General features: G+C 74.2%; 15 protein-coding genes and 2 pseudogenes. 5 read left to right on the top strand and 12 right to left on the bottom strand.

Annotation, left to right across the window (positions count from 1 at the left end; genetic code table 11):
- Positions 1 to 11 precede the first annotated feature (11 nt).
- Positions 12 to 1,016 carry a DUF4349 domain-containing protein gene (locus J3486_RS30495; protein ID WP_207826083.1) on the bottom strand — a complete coding sequence of 335 codons (1,005 nt, stop codon included), beginning with the start codon at positions 1,014 to 1,016 and terminating at the stop codon, positions 12 to 14.
- A gap of 143 nt (positions 1,017 to 1,159) precedes the next feature.
- Here J3486_RS30495 and hemG point away from each other — a divergent pair, with 143 nt between their 5' ends.
- Together hemG and hemQ are read left to right on the top strand one after the other, a co-directional pair.
- Entirely contained in the window at positions 1,160 to 2,710 is a 1,551-nt protein-coding gene (gene hemG, locus J3486_RS30490) for a protoporphyrinogen oxidase (RefSeq protein ID WP_207826081.1), read from the top strand.
- A complete protein-coding gene (gene hemQ / locus J3486_RS30485) occupies positions 2,707 to 3,453 on the top strand; it encodes a hydrogen peroxide-dependent heme synthase (RefSeq protein ID WP_374194792.1) in 747 nt (248 codons plus the stop codon). Before hemG ends, hemQ begins: the two co-directional genes overlap by 4 nt.
- Before the next feature lie 94 nt (positions 3,454 to 3,547).
- Here hemQ and J3486_RS30480 read toward each other — a convergent pair whose 3' ends face one another.
- From J3486_RS30480 to J3486_RS30460, 5 genes and pseudogenes are all read right to left on the bottom strand, one after another.
- The gene (locus J3486_RS30480; RefSeq protein ID WP_207826076.1) at positions 3,548 to 5,122 is read right to left on the bottom strand and encodes an alpha/beta hydrolase; all 1,575 of its coding nucleotides are present in this window, start codon (positions 5,120 to 5,122) and stop codon (positions 3,548 to 3,550) included.
- A 165-nt stretch (positions 5,123 to 5,287) separates the two neighbouring features.
- Positions 5,288 to 6,091, bottom strand: coding sequence for a TIGR04222 domain-containing membrane protein (locus tag J3486_RS30475; RefSeq protein WP_207826067.1), 804 nt, complete (start codon positions 6,089 to 6,091; stop codon positions 5,288 to 5,290).
- Between the two features lie 223 nt (positions 6,092 to 6,314).
- Positions 6,315 to 7,076: pseudogene (locus J3486_RS30470) on the bottom strand (DUF4142 domain-containing protein); the annotation flags it as partial.
- A 57-nt stretch (positions 7,077 to 7,133) separates the two neighbouring features.
- A pseudogene (locus J3486_RS30465) lies at positions 7,134 to 7,862 on the bottom strand (TIGR04222 domain-containing membrane protein); the annotation flags it as partial.
- A gap of 159 nt (positions 7,863 to 8,021) precedes the next feature.
- On the bottom strand, positions 8,022 to 9,338 hold the full coding sequence (locus J3486_RS30460) for a DUF692 domain-containing protein (RefSeq protein ID WP_207826064.1): 1,317 nt from the start codon (positions 9,336 to 9,338) through the stop codon (positions 8,022 to 8,024).
- A 577-nt stretch (positions 9,339 to 9,915) separates the two neighbouring features.
- On the opposite strand from J3486_RS30460, the gene J3486_RS30455 reads away from it, so the two are divergent.
- On the top strand, positions 9,916 to 10,140 hold the full coding sequence (locus tag J3486_RS30455) for a hypothetical protein (protein WP_207826061.1): 225 nt from the start codon (positions 9,916 to 9,918) through the stop codon (positions 10,138 to 10,140).
- Positions 10,141 to 10,146: 6 nt separating this feature from the next.
- Here J3486_RS30455 and J3486_RS30450 read toward each other — a convergent pair whose 3' ends face one another.
- Positions 10,147 to 11,142, bottom strand: a complete 996-nt coding sequence (locus J3486_RS30450) for a GNAT family N-acetyltransferase (protein WP_229378850.1) — start codon at positions 11,140 to 11,142, stop codon at positions 10,147 to 10,149.
- A gap of 558 nt (positions 11,143 to 11,700) precedes the next feature.
- Positions 11,701 to 12,447, bottom strand: a complete 747-nt coding sequence (locus J3486_RS30445) for a peptidyl-tRNA hydrolase (RefSeq protein ID WP_207826059.1) — start codon at positions 12,445 to 12,447, stop codon at positions 11,701 to 11,703.
- A gap of 77 nt (positions 12,448 to 12,524) precedes the next feature.
- Here J3486_RS30445 and J3486_RS30440 point away from each other — a divergent pair, with 77 nt between their 5' ends.
- Together J3486_RS30440 and J3486_RS30435 are read left to right on the top strand one after the other, a co-directional pair.
- On the top strand, positions 12,525 to 13,412 hold the full coding sequence (locus J3486_RS30440; protein WP_207826057.1) for an ATP-binding cassette domain-containing protein: 888 nt from the start codon (positions 12,525 to 12,527) through the stop codon (positions 13,410 to 13,412).
- Positions 13,409 to 14,077 (top strand): ABC transporter, encoded by a 669-nt coding sequence (locus tag J3486_RS30435; protein ID WP_207826049.1) that lies wholly within the window; start codon positions 13,409 to 13,411, stop codon positions 14,075 to 14,077. Before J3486_RS30440 ends, J3486_RS30435 begins: the two co-directional genes overlap by 4 nt.
- A 12-nt stretch (positions 14,078 to 14,089) precedes the next feature.
- Here the strand turns inward: J3486_RS30435 and J3486_RS30430 are convergent, their stop codons facing one another.
- From J3486_RS30430 to J3486_RS30415, 4 genes are all read right to left on the bottom strand, one after another.
- The gene (locus J3486_RS30430; protein ID WP_207826046.1) at positions 14,090 to 14,263 is read right to left on the bottom strand and encodes a hypothetical protein; all 174 of its coding nucleotides are present in this window, start codon (positions 14,261 to 14,263) and stop codon (positions 14,090 to 14,092) included.
- A gap of 254 nt (positions 14,264 to 14,517) precedes the next feature.
- Positions 14,518 to 15,399 (bottom strand): polysaccharide deacetylase family protein, encoded by an 882-nt coding sequence (locus J3486_RS30425; protein WP_307804999.1) that lies wholly within the window; start codon positions 15,397 to 15,399, stop codon positions 14,518 to 14,520.
- Between the two features lie 35 nt (positions 15,400 to 15,434).
- The gene (locus J3486_RS30420; RefSeq protein WP_207826044.1) at positions 15,435 to 16,976 is read right to left on the bottom strand and encodes a carboxylesterase/lipase family protein; all 1,542 of its coding nucleotides are present in this window, start codon (positions 16,974 to 16,976) and stop codon (positions 15,435 to 15,437) included.
- Positions 16,973 to 17,662 carry an alpha/beta fold hydrolase gene (locus J3486_RS30415; protein WP_207826043.1) on the bottom strand — a complete coding sequence of 230 codons (690 nt, stop codon included), beginning with the start codon at positions 17,660 to 17,662 and terminating at the stop codon, positions 16,973 to 16,975. Before J3486_RS30415 ends, J3486_RS30420 begins: the two co-directional genes overlap by 4 nt.
- Positions 17,663 to 17,721 lie beyond the last annotated feature (59 nt).

The following is a 17,721-nucleotide window of genomic DNA, read 5'->3' as shown; positions in this document are numbered from 1 at the left end:
GGCCCGACCCGTCAGTCCTGCTCGTCGTGCTCGTCCTGCTCCTTTGGCTCGTCCGGCTCGCTCCTCGGGTGGGCGGGCAGCGGGCCGAGCGCCGTGTGCACGGGCCGCGGCGCGGGGCGCCGCGACAGCCGGGGCCGCACCACCCGCAGCCACACCAGCGCCGACAGGGCCACCAGCGCCGCGAACGGCAGCACGGCCGCGAGCACGATCCCGATCCACTTCAGGAATGTCACGAAGGCGTTCCAGCCGCCGGACAGCGCGTCCGTGAACCCGGTGCCGTCGTCCCCGTCGGCCGCCTTCACCGGGGCCTGGGACAGGCTGAGGGTGATCGTCGCCATCGTCGTCCGGTCCTTCAGCGACGCCTGCTGGGCGAGCAGCGCCTCCAACTCGGACTCCCGGCTGCTGAGTTCGCCCTCCAGGGTCACCACGTCACTCAACTTGGTCGCGCGGTCCATGAGTTCACGGACCCGCGCCACGCTCGCCCGCTGCGACGCGACGCGGCTGTCCACGTCGACCACCTGGTCCGTGACGTCCTTGGCGGTCACGTTCCGCGACAATAGACGTCCCGTGCCCGCGAGTTGCCCGATCACCTCCTCGTACGACTCCTGCGGCACCCGTAGGGTGACCCGGGTGCGCTCGCGGCCGTCGCCGTCGCGGTCGGTCGTCTCGTTGCCCACGTAGCCGCCCGCGTCCTCGGTGGCGGTGCGCGCCCGGTCGAGCGCGTCCGGCACGTCCTTGACGCGGACCGAGAGCGAGGCGGTGCGGATGATGTGCACGCCGGTGAGCCTCGGAGGTTTCCTGGCGCTGCTCTTGCCGGAGTCGCTCGCGCCGTCGGCGGCGCCCTTCTCCCGGGAGGCCGCCTTGCCACCGGCCGCGGCCTTGTCCCCGTCACCGGAGTCCGAGGAGCTGTTCGCCCCCGAGCACCCCGTCAGCGCGAGCGCGGCGGCGAGCAGCAGCAGGGCCAGGGCGTGCAGCGGCCGCAGCCGCGCCGCCGTGCGCGAACCGGAAACATGCATGGATGTACCCCCCGAAGGACGTGTCGGTCGACGGACGCCTCCTTCGACGCACCAGGCGCCGTTTCGTTCGTCGCGACCCGGCGGCGAACCGGTAACGGTCCGGGCTCGCCGGAACTCCGCCCCGGTTCTGAGAGAGTGGGAGCATGCGCGAAGCGGACACACGTACGGAAACGGAAACCGTCAGGGACGTCCTGGTCATCGGCGGAGGGATCGCGGGCCTCGCGGCCGCCCACCGATTGCTCGACCGCAGCCCCGGTGTCCGGGTCACGGTCCTGGAGAGTTCCGACCGGCTCGGCGGAAAACTGCGCGCGGGCGAGATCGCCGGCGCGCGCATCGACCTCGGCGCCGAGTCGATGCTGGCACGCCGCCCCGAGGCCGTCGGCCTCGCCAGAGAGGTCGGCCTCGGCGACCGCCTGCAGCCGCCGTCGACCGCGACCGCCTCGATCTGGACCCGCGACGCCCTGCGCCCCATGCCCAAGGGCCACGTCATGGGCGTCCCCGGCTCCGCCGACGCGCTCGCCGGCGTCCTCTCCGACGAGGGCCTCGCCCGCATCGAGCGGGACGCCGAGCTGCCGCCCACCCCGATCGGCGACGACGTCGCGGTCGGCGAGTACGTCGCGGCCCGCCTCGGCCGCGAGGTCGTCGACCGTCTCGTCGAACCGCTCCTCGGCGGTGTCTACGCGGGCGACGCCTACCGCATCTCCCTGCGCAGCGCCGTCCCCCAGCTCTTCGAGGAGGCCCGCCGCCACACGTCCCTGACGGAGGCGGTCCGCGCGATCCAGGCCAGGGCCCCGCAGCCGGCGGCCGACCCGACCCCGGTCTTCATGGGCGTCGAGGGCGGCATCGGCACGCTGCCGGGCGCGGTGGCGGACGCGGTGCGCGAAAGAGGCGGCGAGATCGTACTGGGGGAGCGGGCGGTGCAGCTGGGGGCGCGAGGCAGCGCCGATCAGCGGCTGCGCCGCGGCGCGCGACCGGTCACGGACGACGAGAACCCGACGACGCCCCGCGAACCCCTGTGGCGCGTGGTCACGGAATCGGGCCGCACCTTTGAAGCGACCCAAGTGATCATCGCGCTCCCCGCCCAGCCCGCCGCCAGCCTGCTGCGGACGGCATCGCCCAACGCGGCCCAGGAACTGCGCGGCATCGAGTACGCCAGCATGGCCCTGATCACCCTGGCCTACGACAAGGCGCGGGCCGACCTCCCGCCGGGCAGCGGCTTCCTCGTCCCGCCGGTCGACGGCCGCACCATCAAGGCCGCCACCTTCGCCTCGCACAAGTGGGGCTGGATCGCGGAGCAGAACCCGGACCTCACCCTCGTACGGACCTCGGTCGGCCGGTACGGCGACGACAAGGACCTGGCCCGCGACGACGCGGAGCTGATCGACATCGCCCGCCGCGACCTGCGCGAGGCCACCGGACTGACCGCCACCCCCCTCGACGCCCACGTCACGCGCTGGCAGGACGGCCTGCCCCAGTACCCCGTCGGCCACGCGGAGCGCGTCGCCCGGATCCGTGGATACATCGGGCAGCTGCCGGGCGTCGCCGTGTGCGGAGCCGCGTACGACGGCGTGGGCATCCCGGCCTGCATCGCGAGCGCGTACGCGGCCGCGGACGAGCTGGACGGCGACACCGCCGCGCGCGAGTACCTGAAGGCGAACCCGGTGCAGAGCCTGCACGGCGGAGCGGGAGAATGAAGGACATGAGCGACGAGAACACCACCACCGACGCGGCCGCCGACCGCATCCCGAACAAGGGCAAGCTGGCGAAGGACCTCAACGAGGTCATCCGCTACACGCTCTGGTCGGTCTTCAAGCTGAAGGACGTCCTGCCGGAGGACCGGGCCGGGTACGCCGACGAGGTCCAGGAGCTGTTCGACCAGCTCGCCGCGAAGGACGTCACGGTCCGCGGCACCTACGACGTGTCGGGCCTGCGCGCCGACGCCGACCTCATGATCTGGTGGCACGCCGAGACCGCCGACCAGTTGCAGGAGGCGTACAACCTCTTCCGCCGCACCAAGCTGGGCCGCTCCCTGGAGCCGGTCTGGTCGAACATGGCGCTGCACCGCCCCGCCGAGTTCAACCGCTCGCACATCCCGGCGTTCCTGGCCGACGAGACGCCCCGCAACTACGTCTCCGTCTACCCGTTCGTGCGCTCCTACGACTGGTACCTGCTGCCCGACGACGAGCGCCGCAAGATGCTCGCCGACCACGGCAAGATGGCCCGCGGCTACCCCGACGTGCGCGCCAACACCGTCGCGTCGTTCTCGCTCGGCGACTACGAGTGGATCCTCGCGTTCGAGGCCGACGAGCTGTACCGCATCGTCGACCTCATGCGGCACCTGCGGGCGTCCGAGGCGCGGCGTCACGTCCGTGAAGAGGTCCCGTTCTACACGGGGCGGCGCAAGAGCGTGGCCGAGCTGGTGGCCGGGCTGGCGTAGGCGCCCGCAAGCCCCTCCGGCGATCGGGGAGCGGGGTCCGGGGCAGCGCCCCGTGCCCCCGGCCTCCCCGCGCCGGAGGAGCTGGTCGGGGACCTCACTTGAGCGGGGCGGGCTCCGCGTGCCCCGCACACTCCGCCGCTCGCTCCTCGGGCAGCCGCCCTTCCAGGACGTACGCGTCCAGGTACCCGTTCACGCACGCGTTGGCGCCCCCGCCGATCCCGTGCGTCCCGGCGTCGCGCTCGGTCACGAGCACCGACCCGGCGATCCTCCGGTTCAGTTCCTGGGCGCCCGTGTACGGCGTCGCCGCGTCGCGCTCGGCGGCCAGGATCAGCGTCGGCGGCAGCTCACCGGGGAACACCCGCACGTCGACCGGCCGCTGCCGGGGCGTCGACCAGTAGGCGCACGGCAGGTTCATCCACGCGTTGTCCCACGTCTCGAACGGGGCGCTTCGCGCCAGCCGTGTGTTGTCGCGGTCCCAGACCCGGAAGTCCGTCGGCCAGGGCGCGTCGTTGCACTCGACGGCCGTGTAGACGGCGTTGCCGTTCTCGTTCTCGGCGAACGCCGCGGGCTGCGGGGCCGCCTGGCCGATCAGCGGCTTCGGGTCGCCCTTCAGATACGAGGAGAGCGCCAGCGCCCGCATCGGCCAGTAGTCGTCGTAGTAGCCGGCCTGCAGATACGCCGACTGCAGCTGCCCGGGGCCGACCTTCCCGCCGGCCGGCTTGTGCGCCAGCTCCGCGCGCACCCGCTCGTACGAACGCAGCACCTCGTCCGGTGTCGTACCGAGCCCGTACGTCTTGTCGTGCTTGGCGACCCACGTCCGGAAGTCGGCCCAGCGCCGCTCGAACGCCGCCGACTGCTCCAGGTTGTTCGCGTACCAGATCCGGTCCGGCGCCGGGTCGACCGCCGAGTCGAAGACCATCCGGCGCACGTGCGCGGGGAAGAGCCGCGCGTACAGGGCGCCGATGTACGTCCCGTACGAGGCGCCCATGAACGTCAGCTTCGGCTCGCCCAGCGCGGCCCGCAGCACGTCCAGGTCACGGGCGTTGTTCAGGCTCGTGTAGTGCGCGATGTCCGGGTTCTTCGCACAGCCCGCCGCGTACGACTTCGCCTGCGCGATCCGCTCCTTCTTGTACGAGGCCGAAGGGTGCGTCGGCGACTGCGTCGGCGCCTTCGCGAACCGCTGGGGGTCCTGGCAGGAGATCGGCGCGGAGCGGCCCACCCCGCGCGGCGCGTAGCCGACCATGTCGTAGGCGGCGGCGATGCGCTTCCACTCCGGCATCAGACCTGCCATCGGGAAGTACATCCCGTTGCCGCCGGGACCGCCCGGGTTGAAGACGAACGCGCCCTGGCGCGCCACCTTCCCGGCGGCGTCCTCGCCCTTCGCCGCGATCCGGCTGACCGTCAGCGCGATCTGCCTGCCGTCCGGGTCCGCGTAGTCGAGGGGGACGGAGACGGTGCCGCAGCGCACCGGCTCCGGCAGTCCCTCCGCGTCCGGGCAGACGCCCCACGTGATGCCCTTGGCGGCGGCGCGCCCTGCGGCGACCGCGGTGCCGGACAGCTCCTGCGGATCCAGGGGGGAGGGGGTGGCGTTCGCGGTGCCCAGCGTGGACAGGACCAACGATCCCGCGGCGGCACAGAGGGCGGATGTGGCTCGCAGCGCGTGTCTCATCGCTGGGGTGACCCCTTTCGTCGGCGTGCGTCGGACGCGTCGGATGCGGCAGACGTGTGCGCGTGACAGGACGAAAGGGATACTTCGTGCGGCGCTCGGGGAAGTAAAGCACCAGGTCGCCGATGTCGGAGCAATGACCCCGATGTGTCCACCGGGGACGGCGGCTCACTCCGGCATGGCCGCGCGCCGCGCCCTGCCGTCACCGAAAGCGGCCCGCAGTCCCGGATCGTCCACCGCGCGCACCCCGCGCACGGCGACCGCGAACAGCCCGTCCGCGCCCGCGGGCCGCGCGGCGAGCAGCCGCTGCCCGACCGGCGAGGCCCAGCGGGTGTACGGGTGGATCTCGATCCGGGCGATGGCCAGACAGCTCAGCGTCAGCAGCAGCGGCAGCGCGAACCAGAGCGCCACCGGCGTCTGCTGCTGCTCCGCGCCCTGGCCCGGCGCGAGCGTGGCGAGCGCGCCCAGTCCCACCACCGCGATCGCGGCGGAGCGCACCTGCCGGACGGCTCCCGCGAGCGTCGAGCGGGCGGCGTCCGGGACGGCGAGGCCCGCCGCGACCAGCCGCTCGGCGAGCGCGCGCACGGCGTCGCCCGCGGCCGTCGCCGCACGCAGGGGGGTGATCCGCCGCTGCCCTTCGGGGCCGATCGCGCCGATCACCGAGCGCTCCATGTCGTCCGTGCCGTCCGGGTCGACGACGGTCGCCCAGCCGGTGTGCGCGAGCAGCAGCCGGCGGGCGCGGGCCATCGACACCAGGGTCACGTCGGCGACCCGGACCGGGCCACCGGACAGGAACGCCGTCTCGTACAGGGACAGTTCGTGGTCCCGCAGGATGCGCGCGTCGGCGCTCTCGGCGCTCTCGGCGTGTTCGGCGTGCTCGCTCTCGGCGGCGCGCACCGCCGCGAGACACAGCCGCCCGCAGGAGCCGATGGCGACCGCGCAGGCCAGGACGAGGAACAGGACCCAGAACATGTGCAGTTTCTATGACAGGTGTTCGGGTGTCCGCTACAGGCCATTCACTATGCGGACACGGCGCTCATCGGGGCGCCGCGGTCCGCTCGGACACCCCGGGGCCCTGGGGCTCCTTCGTGGCCCGAGAGTCCTTGGCGTCTTCGGTCTCTTCGCTCTCTTTGGGCTCTTTGGCGTCCTTCTCGTTCTTCTCGTCCTCGGGGCTCTTCGAGCTCTTCGCGCTCCCCGGGTTCTTCGGGCTCGACGCCGCGGGCGGCAGCGAGAACGACGGAGTGGGCGACGGACTGACCGGCGTCGGCGAGCCGGGCGCCGAGGTCGGTCCCGGCGGGGCGGGGGAGCGGGTCGCGGGCGGCGGGCTCGCGGTCGCCGCCTCCTGCGCGAGCGCGTCGAAGTCGACCAGGCCGGTCGCCTCCAGGACCCGCATGTGGTCGAGGACCGTGGCATTGGCGTCCTCCGCCAGCTCACGCACCAGCGTGTTGCGGGTCGAGGCGCGCACCTGGCCGATGAGGGCGAAGACCTGGCCGTGGGCGCGGCGCAGGATGTTGGCGAACTTGCGCTCGTAGTCCGGGCCCTGCGCCGCCGTCAGGGTCCGCAGCCACCCCTGCTGCTGGTCGTTGGGCTGGTTGGGCAGCTCCAGGTGGAGCTGCGCCGCGACCTCCCGCACCCGCGCGTCCAGGAACGTGTGCCCCTGGACGAGATGCTCGCCCGCCGTCTCGACGGCCTTGCTCGGTGCCCGCTCCTCGGCCTGCTGTCCCGCGGGCATCTCCCACAGACCGGCGAGCCGGACCTTCGTGATGAAGATCCGGTCGGTCGCCGAGAGCGGGCCGAATCTGGTGGGCACCGACTGGGTGTTGAGCGTGTCCAGACCGGTGCCCGACCGGTCCGCGTACGACCAGATCGGGAAAGCGAGCGCGGCCAGAGTGGCCAGCAGACCGGTGACGATGAGCGTGGTGCCGCTGACGCGCGGGCGGGGGAAGTGCTGTCGCATGGTGCCTCCTGTTGCGGCACCGCACGCTAGTGCGCCCTCGGCACGCAGTGCCGGGCATCAGCACGGTCTACGCCAACTGCCGTACCGGACGCGCGGGTTGTGCGGTCCCTGCGCCCCGACCCGGTCAGTAGCCGGGCGGCGGTGACGGGGGCGGAGGCCTCGAACAGACGCCCGGGGCGACGACGGCGAGGGGCGCGGCGTGCGCAGGACGGGGTCCGGGATCCGGCTCGGGCCGTGCAGCGACACGGCGAGCGCGGGACCGTCGGCGGTGCGGGAACCGGCGCCGTAGCGCCCGGCGCGGTAGGCCCGCAGGGCGCGCCGCCCGGCCGCCGTGGGACCGGCGCCCGCCCGGCCGCCGACCCGGGCCGCGATCAGCGCCGTCCCGACGGCGGCGGGCAGCACCGGGGCGGGCAGCCAGCGATGGCCCCCCAGGCGTTCCCCGTCGGGGCCGATCACCAGCACGCCGAGCGTGGCCGGTTGGGCGAGGGGCACGAGGACGGCCAGGGCGACGGAGACCGGCACCAGCAGGCCTGCGGTCCGCCGCGGGATCAGCAGCCCGCGTTCCGCGAGCCGCCCCTCGATTCCGGCGACGGCCGCGCCCCGGGCCACGGACCTGCGGATCCTGAACAGGTTGCCGTCGTGCGGGGCGCCGAGGGCGGCGACCGGCGCCCGCTCCACCCGGTCGCGGGCTCCGCCGGTGTCGCGCCCGACCAGGTTCCCCGCCGCGTCGAAGCCGATGACGCCCACCCGGTGCGGCGCCGCGAACGCCGTGTCGACCAGGCGCTCCGGGCCGCCGGCCGCGCCCCCTCCAGGACGTCCGCGACGGCCGGAGCGGGCGACCGCGGTTCACGGCTCCCGCGGACACCCCCGAGCACGCGGAAAAGCAGGGCCGAGGCCCCGCCGAACACGGCGTAGTAGAGCCACCCGTAGGTGCCCCACGACCGGTCATCCCCTGCGCAGCGCGAACCGTGCGGCGCGCAGCGCCCGTGCCACCGGGCGCCCCGCCAGCGAAGCGGGGCCGGAACGCTCCAGCCACCAGTCGGTCAACTCCCGCCGCGCGCCCGGCTCCTGGACCCGCTGTTCGAGGAGCAGGTCCTCGGCGAAGTCGAGCGCGTCGCGCCGGTAGCCGCCAGTCATCGGGCGCCGCGCCGCGTACGCGAGGAACGCCGTACGGTACGCCGGCGCGCCCAGGATCTGCGGCAGCTCGGGCGCGACCTTCGCCACGACGTCGGCCCGCTTGCCCGCCAGCGCCCGGCTCTGCACGACGAGCCGCGCCCGGTCGAAGCCCTCGGGGGCCGGGGTGCCGGCGACGAGGGAGGAGAGCAGGGCGGCCTGCGCGAGGGCGACGCGGCCGCGCACGGACTCGTCGACGGGCCCGTCCGGCACGGACGCCCGGGGGAGCGGCGCCGGGCCGGTGACGGCGGCCGCGCCCGCCGCGACCGTGGCCCGGACCGTCTCCACCTCGCGTCCCAACTCCCCGGCTTCCTCGGGAAAGTTGTCGTCCCGTTCGAGCAGCACGCCCGGGGGCGTCACCCGTGAGGCGAGATCGGCGAGGATGTCGAGGACGGGCCGCGGCACCGGGTGGGCGTGGCTGTCGTGCCACACCCCGTCCCGCTCGAACCCGCCCGCCACATGCACGTACGCGATGGCCTCGACCGGCAGCTCGTCCAGGGCCTTCGACGGGTCCTCGCCCCGGTTGACGTGGTTGGTGTGCAGGTTCGCCACGTCGATCAGCAGCCGTACGCCGGTGCGCTCCACCATCTCGTACAGGAACTGTCCCTCGGACATCTCCTCGCCGGGCCAGCCGAACAGGGCGGCGATGTTCTCCACGGCGAGCGGCACCGGCAGGGCGTCCTGCGCGATCCGGATGTTCTCGCACAGCACGTCGAGGGCGTCCCGGGTGCGCGGCACCGGCAGCAGGTGTCCGGCTTCGAGGAGCGGGGACGCGGTGCGTTCGCCGCCCGCCCTGACGAACGCGATGTGCTCGGTGACCAGCGGCGCGCCCAGGGCCTCGGCCCGCGCGGCCAGTTCGGAGAGCCGGTGCTCGTCGGGCCGCTCGGCGCCGCCGAGCCCCAGCGACACTCCGTGCGGCACGACGGTCACGCCGCGCTCGCGCAGCCGCAGCAGGGAGTCGGGCAGATGCCCCGGACACACGTTCTCGGCGACGGCCTCGACCCAGTCGATCCCGGGCATGGCCTCGACGACCCCGGCGATCTCCGGCCGCCAGCCGATCCCCGTCCCCAGGTGCGGAAGCTGCTGCATGTCTGTCCCCCTCCTCTGCGGTGCCTTGCGTCCGTACGGCGTCGACGCCGTGCAGGTGTCATGGCCCCGGCCGGATCGGGTGAACCCAGGAGCGGGGACGTTCAGAGCAACATTTGAGGTTGCAGGTGCCGTGGCGCGAGGTGCTCGGGGGAGCGGCCGCCGCCGGCGGCTGAGCCGGCATCGGCGGCGGCCCGCGAGCACGCGAGCCGGCGTCTCCCCCTGCGCGGCTCGCGTGCTCACCGTCCCCACCGGCCAGGGGGCGTGCGGGAGTTCGCCCCGCGGGGGCCAGGAGGACGAGAGGCCAGGGTCGCGTGTCGGCGAGAACGCCCCCGGCCGCTCAGGGAACGGTGTACGGAAGGGACCCGGGGTCTCGGGGGCGGAGTGTGGCGACCCGACGGGCCGCATCATCTGATGTATGTCTTGCTCGAATGATGCTATGCCTCTGCGTGTCGGCCCGCCAGGGTACGAATCGGTCGCTTTCCGTGAGTCATAGGGCAGAGCTTCTCGGGGCCGCTGCTACCGTGCTTCTCCGCCTCCAGGGAGGCGGAGAAGGCACAGAGAGACACGGGGGACGACCATGGCCAAGCCGGTTCGCGCATCGCTGGGCGAGATGTGGATCACCTGCCAGGTCTGCAGGAGCGACGTGTTCCGCGAGCGGGGCGTGAAGCTGAACAGCACCGGTGGTGAGCTCTTCAACATGGCCTGGGCCGATGAGACGGCCACCGGCCTGATCTGCTGGCGGTGCGGCTACGTCCAGCTCTTCGTCAACCGCGAGATCCAGCTCCACCGAGCCGACAAGTAGGGGCGGCTACGCCACCGGCGCCGAGAAGATGAGCCGGGTCTCCGTCGTGCGGTACCCGGCGCGGGTGAACGCCGCCGCCATCGGGCGGTTGCCGAGGTCGGTCGTGGCGGTGACGCGTTCGGCGCCCTCCGCCGCCTGGAAGCGGGTGATCGCCGCGAGGATCTCCGACACGTGGCCGCGGCCGCGGAGTTCGGGGACGACGCCGAGGTAGCCGACGTTGCGGCTGTACGGCGTGGCCGACGGTATCGCCAGGCCGGCCAGGGTGCCGTCCGGGGTGTGGGCGAGGCGCCACCACTCCCGCTTGCCCGGCCGGTCGAGGTAGAACTGCAGGCTCTCGCGGGCGGTGGCCTCCGGCCCGGTGGCCGCCTCGCTCTCCAGGGTGTGGGCGTCGAGGGTGCCCTCGGCGACCCGCAGCATCGCCCGGAGTAAGACCTCGTCGTCGGGTTCCGGGGTGAACACCAGGTGCTCGGGCTCGGCGGGCAGCGGATCCTGCGGCGTCCACTCGAACTGCAGCCGCTCCACCTCGACGGTCAGTCCCGCGCGCCGGGCGGCCTCCTGGCGCCAGGTCACGGCGGCGACGTGCGCGGGGTCGTCCCGCCATGCGCCGGGCAGCTTCATGAGGTTGTACAGCGGCGGGGCCTCGGCGCCCGTCGCGCGGAACGCCTGGTGGCCCGCGTCGAGGAGGGCGGCGCCCAGCGCGGCGCGTTCGGCGGCGGGCACCTCGTCGGCGACGGCGAGACAGTCGAGTGCGATGGGGTGGGCGCTGTCGCTCTGCCCCCACCACAGGGCGCGGGCCAGCACCCGGCCGTCCGGGCTCCAGGCCGCCCAGGTCCACTCCGGGCGGTACTGCCGCTGCGCGGCTTCCTCCCGGTACGCGTCGGCGGGCAGCCGCCACACGGGTTCGGCGCAGGTGAGATCGAGGATCTGATCGAGCTCCGCGCCCGGTCCCGACACGGCGGACAGACGTGGAGCGGTACTGCTGGCACTGCTGGTGAAGGTCATGCAGGCACCTTTCGGGCGCGAGAGAACCGCCGGACGACGCACGTCGCGGACCGGCCGGCGGAAGGAAGGGACGGCGACGGTCGGCCCTTCGGGGGCGAGACCAGTCACGCATCGGACCGGAACCTGCCGTACCGGCCGCGGGCGATCTTGTCAGGCGGTCGAGGGCGGGGCAATGGCATTTAGGGCGCTGTGCGTGGGGTGCGGTCCGTGGTGCGTGCGCTGTGAGTGGGGTGCGTGGTGCGCTGCGCGTGGGGCGTTGCCCGCGGGGCGCGGTCCGGTGGGGCGCGGTCCGGTGGGTGCCGGTGGTGTGGGCTCGCGCGGGTGCCGGGTGCCGGGTGCCGGGTGTGGGCGAGTTGCGGCTGCCAGTTGCCGGTGCGGGTGCCGGGTGTTCAGGCGTGATCGAGGTCCGGCCGGCAGTTGCCGGTGCGGGGCCTTTCGCGATCCCTGTGAGCGAGCCGGGAGGGCGATCACTGACGGGCCGCGCGCGGTTGCCCGTTGGCTCAGTTGGGCCGGCGCGGGTGCCGGAGGCTCAGGCAGGCTCGCGCGGACGCCGGAGGCTCAGACGTGGCCGAGGTCCGGCTGCCAGTTGCCGTCGCGCGGACCCTCCGCCACCACCGTGCACGAGCCGGGCGCGATCTCCGTGAAGCCTGCGTCGCGGACCACCGGGAGGCCCGCGCGGGTCAGGGCGGTCCAGCGGGCGGGGTCGTCGGCGACCCGGACCGAGAGCGGGAAACCCGCCTCACGCCACTCCTTGCGGCGCGGCTCCGGCAGTTCCCACCAGGCGAGTTGGGCGCCGTGCCCGGCCTGAGCCATCGCCTTGCCCGCGGTCATGTCCAGGTCCGGGTTGAGCCACAACGTCACGCCCGCCGGGTCCGCGGGGGCCGGTGGCTCGGGGTCGTCGAGGTCCGTGCCGGAGACCTGGAGGCGGGCCAGGTCCTTGGGCCAGCCGTCGAGGGGGACCGGCGGATAGACCCGGACCTCCGTGCCGCCGCTGCCCGTGACCGTGATGCCGTCGAGCGCCTCGGCCCGCCGCCACTCGGCGCCCCTGGCACGCCGCACCACCTTGCGGATCCGGGCGTCCTGCCAGTCCCGCATCGCCTGCGCCCACTCCCCGTCGCCGAGGGACCGCTCGTCGGAGAGGATCGTCAGCACCGCGCGGGCCGCCGTCTCCAGCGCGTCGGTACGGGCCGGCGGCGCGGCCCGCTCGATGTGCACGACGAGCGGCAGCACGAACTGCGGCGCCTCGTCGCGCGCGGTGGGCTCGGAGCGGAAGGGGCTGTCGGCGGAGGTGTCGTCGCTGGTCACGACCTCCAGTCTGCCAGTAGCCGCAGAGTTCCCGTGCGGGGTCCCCGGCCGTCGCGGGCGTGCGGGACGATGTCCCCATGCGCACCGCCTCCCTCATCGCCCTCGAACGCGTCGGGCGCCGCTACGGACTCGGCGGCCCCTGGGTGCTGCGCGACATCGACCTCACCGTGCCGCCCGGGGCCCTGATCCGCGTACGAGGAGCCAACGGCAGCGGAAAGTCGACCCTGCTGCGGATCGTCGCCGGGATCGACGCGCCCGGCCGGGGCCGGGTCGTCGGCCGCCCGCGCACCGCGTACGTCCCCGAACGCTTCCCGGCCGCCCTGCCCTGCACCGCGCTCGGCTACCTCACACATCTGGGGCGCGTCCACGGACTCGCCCGCGCGGAGGCGGCGCGGCGGGCCGGTGAGTGGATGGAACGGTTCGGTGCCGACGCGTACGCGAACACCCCGCTCGCCGAGCTGTCCAAGGGCAGCAGCCAGAAGGTCGCCGTAGCCCAAGCCCTGCTCGCCGCACCGGAGTTGCTGGTCCTCGACGAGGCGTGGACCGGGCTCGACAGCGCCGCCCGCGCCGAACTCGACCGCGCCGTCGCCGAACGCACCGCCGCCGGTGGCGCCGTCGTCTTCGTCGACCACGATCCGCGCCGCCTGGCGGGCAGCGTCGACGCCGTGCACGCCGTCGAAGGAACAAGTCTGGTGACGGTGAGCGATGGTGACGGTTCATCAGGACCGTATGACGAGGTCGTGATCGAGGCCCGCGGCGCCGGTGAGCCGCCCGAGCTGCCCCGCCCGCACACCCTCAGCCGTGTCGACGCCCGCACCGTCCGGGTCGCCGCGCCCGTCACCCACTCCGACCTCGTCCTGCGTACGTTGCTGAACGCCCGCCCGCCGTGGCACATCACCGCCGTGCGCGAGCCGGTCGGGAGCCCGGCGGAGAACCCCGTGGAGAACCCCGTGGAGAGCCGATGAGCGGCGCCCTTCTCGCCTATCAGTCCGGGCTGCTGCTGCGCTCGCAGCGCTGGCTCGCGCCCGTGGTTCTGTACGCGGCCTTCGTGGGCGTCGGCGTGCAGAGCGGGCAGCCGGTGCTCGACTCGCTCGGGTACGCCGCCGCCTTCCTGCTGCCGGTCGGGTCCTGGCTGGTGCGGATCTGCGTCTCCAACGAGCCGCCCGCCGCCCGCAGTTGCACCGCCGCCGCGACCGGGCCCTGGCGCGCTCACCTGGCGAGCCTGGTCACCGGGTTCCTCGCGACGGCCGTCATCGGCACCGTGACGACCGGCGTCGTCGCCCTGATCAGTGACGCCGCCAGTACCGATCACCGGGTGAAGCTGGCGGTGCTGCCCGCGGTCGGCGCCGGGTTCCTCGCCATGCTGGTGTGCGCGCTGGTCGGCGCCGCGGTGGGTGCCGTGACCGTCCGGCCGGTGGTGCGGGCCACCGGTCCAGGCGTAGCCGCCATGCTGCTGTGCGCACTGCTCGCCCTGGTAGCGCCCGGCTCTCCGGCACGCGCGGCGGTGACCGCCCTGATCACGGGGTCGCAGGACGGCGTGATCAGGCTCCCGCTGCTGCCGCTCGTGGGCGCCGTGGCGCTGGCGGCGGTCTGCGGGGCGGCCGCCTGCCGCCTCTCCGGCCGCCGCTGAGCCCTGGTCGCCCTAGCCGGAGCAGGCCGTGCGCTGGGCCTCCTGCCACTCGCAGACCGGGCACAGCGTCGCGCCCTTCGTGGCCTCCGGGTACTCCGTCGGCTTCCGGCACAGCACGCACTCGGCGAACGGCCCCTCCTCGGCAGGGGCGGGGCGGGTGTCGTCGGGAGCGCAGTAGTCGGCCATACCGTCCAGCGTAGGCGTTCGGCCGTCACGGCGCGCGGGCCGCGGCCCCGACCATCAGGGCGCTCGGGCTCCGCCCTGACCGTCAGGATGTGCGGGCCGTCGTCGTGACCGTCTGGACGCTCGGGCCCCGCCTCGACCGTCTGGACGCTCGGGCCGCCGCCTCGACCGTCAGGATGTGCGGGCCGCCGCCCCGACCGTTTGGACGCTCGGGCCGCCGCCCCGACCGTCAGGACGCTCGGGCCCCGCCCCGGCCGTCAGGACGTGCGGGCCGCCGCCCCGACCAGTTCGGAGACCCGGACGAACCGGTAGCCCTTCGCCCGCAGCGCCGGCACCACGTCCCGCACCACCCGCTCCGTCGTCGGCGCCGCGCTGCGCGTGCAGTGCATCACCACGACCGACCCGGGGCGCACCCCGTCGAGCACCTGCCGGGTCACCGCGCCCGCGTCCGTCGCGAACGCGTCGCCGCTGACCACGTCCCACTGGATCGCCGTGACCCCGGCCGGCGCGAGGGCCCGCAGCGACCGGCTGTCGTAACAGCCGCCGGGGAAGCGGAAGTACGGCACGACGTGCCGCACGCCGGCCTTGCGGAACGCGGTGAACGCCCGCTCCACGTCCGCCCGCATCTTCGGGGCGGGCACCGTCGGCAGGCCGTAGCAGTCGCCGGTGAAGGCGTAGTGGCTGTACGAGTGGTTGGCGACCTCGAAGAGCGGGTCGGCGCCGATGTCCTTCGCCTGCGCCGGGTACTCGTCGGCCCAGCGCCCCGTCATGAACACCGTCGCCGGAACCTTCAACTTCCGCAGTGTGGCGATGAGTTGCGGGTTGTCGAAGTGCTCGCCCGCGGCGGCGCGCGGGCCCTGGTCCGCGGTCATGTCTGCGTCGAAGGTGAGCGCGACCGTGCGCTCCTTCGCGCTTCTCGCGCGCGGGGCGTTCTTGAAGACGGGAGTGAGTCCGGACGGGCCCGGGGCGAGTCTGGGCGGCCCGGTCGGCGTCGCCGCGGCCGATGGACTGGCGGCGGGCCGCCCGGCCCGCCCCGGGGGCGCGGCCTCGGAGCCACCGGAGCAGGCGGTGGCCCCGAGGGCGAGCGCGCCGACGGCGCAGGTCAGAGCGGCACGGCGGAGGGAGCGGTAGCTGATCACGCCGCGACGATAACCCCGCAAATGGGATTAATCGGTCAGTAGGCGTCCTCCTGGACGGCGGTCTCACCCCACAGCGCCCTGCGCTCCCCGAACGGGTCAAACGCCACCCGGCCCACCGGATCACCCGGCAGGGCACCGCCGAGCAGCAGCGTCGCCCGTTCGGCCGCCGTGAACCGTGGCCAGGACGGCAGCAGATGATGCGCGGGCGCCCCCTCGTGCGCGAACTGCGCCCACGCACCGCTCATCGCGTCCGCGAGCCGCTGGTCCGGGGCGTCCCCCACCCAGGCGTCGAGCCCGGGAGCGTCCAGTACGTCGAACACGTACGGGATCTCCAGCGTGTGCGGGGAGCCGAGCTGCCCGCCGAGGACCGGTGTCCGCTCCCGGAAGAGGTACGACCACACGCGCCCGCCGCCCTCGGCCGCCGCGTCCAGGAACGCGTCGGTCGGCTCCCTGAACAGCCGGTCCGTGACGATCCCCGCCATCCGCGCGGTCGCCGAATCCCCTTCCTGGGCGCGGTAGACGGCGTCCGCCCGCTCACGGTGCCCCGCGTCCGGGAAGTCCGCTGCGAGCGCCGCCGCCACCTCGTCCTCGACCACGGGCCCGGCGAGCCCGACGAACAGCCGCCCCTCGTGCTCGGTCGTCCCGGCGATCACGGGTATGTGCGCGCAGCAGCCGTTGCGCAGGGCCTGGAGCGGATGCAGCGGCAGCACGGAGCCGTCCACCACGGGCCGGAACGGCAGCGACCCGAGGGTCGAGCGGGCCATCAACTCCTCCTGTGCCGCAAGGAGTTGACCGGCCGTCGCGGCCCGTACGTCGTCGCTGCCGGTCTGCTCCTTCAACACCCCGGCATAGGCGCGCGCCGCCTCGCGGGCCGTGTCGAGGGAGTGCACCTCGCGTGGCGGCGGGCTCTGCAGGATCGCCCGGTGCAGCAGCGGCCGGGCCGCGGGCGCCCCGAGCAGCGCGGCGACACTGCCGCCGCCCGCGGACTCGCCGAACACCGTCACCCGGCGCGGATCGCCCCCGAACCGCCCGATGTTGTCCCGCACCCAGGCCAGCGCGGCGATCTGGTCCTGCAGCCCCAGATTGGCGGACGCGGCGTAGGCGTCGCCGAGCAGCTCGGCGACGTACAGCCAACCCAACGCGCCCAGACGGTAGTTGAGGGAGACGACCACGACGCCGTACCGCTCGGCGAGCCGGGCGCCGTCGGTCCACACCTGATGCCCGTACCCCTGGACGTACGCCCCGCCGTGCACCCACACCATCACCGGCCGCGCGACCGTACTCCCGCCGGGCGTCCAGACGTTGACGGTGAGGCAGCCCGCCTCGTCGGTGGCGACCCGGTCGGCCCCGACGACGTTCTCCAGGAGGAAGTCCGGGCCCTGCGGCGGGGCGGGCGACGCCGCGCGGGCGTCGCGCACCCCGGTCCACGGCGCCGGCCGCACCGGCGGGCGGAACCGCAGCTCGCCGACGGGATCGGCCGCGTACGGGATCCCGAGGTAGCGCTCGACGCCGCCGCGCAGCCGCTCCCCGCGCACCTCGCCGCTCGTGGTCAGCGCGGTCACCCGGCTCCCGCTCACAGCCAGCCCTCCAGCGACTTCATGAAACCGTCGAAGTCGTCCCGGTGGACGGTGTGTCCCGCGCCCGCCACCGTCCGCACCTCGAACCCGCGCCGCACCAGCTCCTCCTTCAGCGCGTCGGAGACCAGGAAGCTCGGGTCGGCGGCCTGCACGAGCGACGGCACGACGGCGCGCTCCGGCGTCCGGTCGACCGCGTGCTCACCCGCGACCGCGAGCGCCGTCCGCGGGTCCCAGGCCGCGAGCGTCGCCAGCTCCACATCGATGTCGGCCTCCTCCCAGCGCGGGTTGAGGTTCGCGATCATCTGCCGGCTCGCGCCGCGGAACTCCATGAACAGCGCCGGGTCCACCGGGGTGCTTCCGAGCGCCCACGCCGGGTCCGAGTACACCGCGCGGCGCGGCGCGAGCCGCTCCACGGCGAGCGCGAGAGCCATCCCGCCCAGGGAGTGCCCGACGGCGAGCTCCGCGCCCGTCGGCAACGTCTCCACCAGGTCGTCGGCGAAGCCCTCGGCGGAGTACCCGCCGCGCCCGCTCTCGCCGTGCCCGCGCAGATCGACGCCGATCACCCGGTACCCGCGCGCGGCGAGCGCGGGCCCCACCCGGCGCCAGGTGCGGTGGTCCGACATGATCCCGTGGACCAGCAGGGCGACGCGGTCACCGCTGCCCCATTCCCGGGTGTGCAGTTTCATCGAGGGTGCCTTTCTCTGCGTGGATCTGCGTGCGCGCGTATCGCTACGTACGTACGGTG

It is taken from the genome of Streptomyces sp. VRA16 Mangrove soil, from assembly GCF_017377775.1.
In the GTDB taxonomy this organism is placed as follows: domain Bacteria; phylum Actinomycetota; class Actinomycetes; order Streptomycetales; family Streptomycetaceae; genus Streptomyces.
This window is presented reverse-complemented; position numbering and strand designations above follow the sequence as displayed.